At 43.3% G+C, this 2,402-nt stretch carries 2 protein-coding genes; both read right to left on the reverse strand.

The window, feature by feature from the left end; translation table 11 throughout:
• Positions 1 to 58: 58 nt before the first annotated feature.
• A complete protein-coding gene (locus ACR2F3_RS00005) occupies positions 59 to 1,003 on the reverse strand; it encodes an MraY family glycosyltransferase (RefSeq protein WP_432707931.1) in 945 nt (314 codons plus the stop codon).
• Between the two features lie 24 nt (positions 1,004 to 1,027).
• Positions 1,028 to 2,341, reverse strand: coding sequence for a nucleoside-diphosphate sugar epimerase/dehydratase (locus tag ACR2F3_RS00010; protein ID WP_432707932.1), 1,314 nt, complete (start codon positions 2,339 to 2,341; stop codon positions 1,028 to 1,030).
• Between the last annotated feature and the right edge of the window lie 61 nt (positions 2,342 to 2,402).

The raw sequence follows: 2,402 nt of genomic DNA on the forward strand, positions 1-2,402 counted from the left end.
TTCCTAAGACCGCTTGGCCTCCGACTTAGCCGCAATTATTGCACCAAAGAAACGTATTTTACTCTTCTTTTAACTGCAACTTCGGCTTTGCCAAAACATAAACTAACACAAGGGGAAGGGTACTGATGAAAAACAATAAACCGAACTGCGTTGGATAAAATATAACCAGCGCCATAATCAGCAATTGGAGGAAGGTATAGATCGTGGCGATCAGTAAATGCGACCAGCTTTGGTCATTGGCTAACACCTGGTAAAAGTGCAGCCGATGGGGTTCTAAAATATTTTGTCGCAAGAATAAACGGTGGATAATGGTCAATACGGCATCTACGCCATAAACGGCCAGAAACAGGATATAGGCGAAATGGCCACTGTTGATGATCAACTGCATCAGTAAAAACACAATCCAGAAAGCAATGGTTACACTGCCTACATCGCCGGCAAAACAGCGTGCTTTACCCCGAAAATTAAAGAAAAGGAAAACCAGGCTGGCCATCATGGGCAGCCAGATCATATCGGCATGGATAAAATGGATCTGCTGCAGGTTAACATATTGTAAACCTGCTAAAACAACCAGGCTATAGGTGCCCGTGATGCCATTGATGCCGTCCATAAAATTATAGGCATTGATCACCCCGATAACCACGATATACAAAAGGGCAATGATCCAGATGGGGTAATCGCCGAAAATACCGAGGTAAACAAATAACAGGGTAACGGCCACTAAATGGAAAGAGATCCTGATGCCGCGGGAAAGGGTTAAACGATCGTCGGCAAAACTGATGGCCCCAATGATAAACAATGCCAAAAGGGGTAACCAGTATTGGGCTTGTAAATTGACCGCAAATAAGGCCGCGATTAAATAGATAATTCCTCCACCCCTAATGGTGACTTCGCTATGGGAGCTCCGGCCATTGGGTTTGTCAATGATTTGATAGTGATCTGCTATTCTAAAGTAAACCAGCATCGAAAAGTAAAAGAGAGGCAGCAGTAAAAGATAGATCATAGTTTGATGGAAATTGCCGCTAAATTAACAATTTTCTTCTTCAACATGGTCATATTCTTCATACTTAGAATTTTTACTTTTGAATTCGGGTAACATCGCTTTCATTAAAGTGACCACCTGGTGATTATCGTTGGCTAAAGCAAAATCCAGCAGCGTGCGTACTTGCTTTTCAATAGCATTGAAAGGGTAAACCCTCACCTTGCCGATCATAATTTTTTCATGATGGGTAGCCATCGTATTTTCCTGATCGTTAAGGAGTTCTTCGTATAATTTCTCTCCGGGTCTCAGACCTGAGAACACAATTTTAATGTCTTCATCGGGCACCAGTCCTGCAAGGGAAATCATCCTTTTGGCCAAATCTACAATCTTCACCGATTTGCCCATGTCGAAGATATAAATCTCTCCGCCTATACCCATACAACCGGCTTCGAGCACCAGTCGGCAGGCTTCTGGAATGGTCATGAAGTAACGCGTAATTTCTGGATGGGTAACGGTAACCGGCCCTCCTTTGGCAATCTGCTGCTTAAACCTCGGAATCACCGATCCGTTGGAGCCTAATACATTGCCAAACCTGGTGGTGATGAACTTGGTGATGGGCTTGATTTCGGGATTGTTTAAATAACTTAAGCCGTTTTGGTAAAGGGTATCTCTGCTGTACAGTGAATTGTTCAGCGATTGTACATAAATCTCTGCAATTCTTTTAGACGCCCCCATGATATTAGTTGGGTTAACGGCTTTATCCGTAGAGATCATCACAAATTTCTTTACCCCGTATTTGATGCTGAGGTCTGCAATGGTTTTTGTTCCTGATACATTGGTTTTAATGGCTTCCGCCGGATTGTCTTCCATCATCGGCACATGTTTATAGGCCGCTGCATGGTAAACGTAATCTGGCTTAAAGGTCTGGAACATAAATTCCATGCGCTGTTTGTCTTTCACATCGCCCATTACCGCCTGGAAATGTTGCCCACTGTAACGCTCTTCAAGCTCTAAGAATAAGTTATGCAGCCCTGTTTCGTTTTGATCGCACATAATAGTCAGACCTACTTCAAACTTCATCAGCTGTCTAACAATTTCACTGCCGATAGATCCTGCAGCGCCAGTGATTAAAATGGTTTTGCCCCTCAGTTCACTTTTGATACCTTCAATATCGATCTGGATCTGCTGGCGGTCTAAAAGGTCTTCAATATTAATGTTTTGGATTTGCGCTGGCTTAACAATACCATTGGTCCACACATCTGCTGGCGGGATATTTAACACCTTGATCTGGTGCTCCAGGCATAAATCTACAATTTGATTTTTACGTTGATTAGGGATGGTGAAGCTGGCAAAGACCAACTCGTCAAAACGGTGTTTGGCAAGTCGGATCTAGCCATGTCGTTCTGTGAGCCAAGGAGTT

Source organism: Pedobacter sp., assembly GCF_045627485.1.
Lineage (GTDB): Bacteria > Bacteroidota > Bacteroidia > Sphingobacteriales > Sphingobacteriaceae > Pedobacter.

Bases quoted from the DNA above. Each gene is read 5' to 3' on its own strand.
- ACR2F3_RS00005 (WP_432707931.1), bottom strand. From the start codon at position 1,003: ATGATCTATCTTTTACTGCTGCCTCTCTTTTACTTTTCGATGCTGGTT.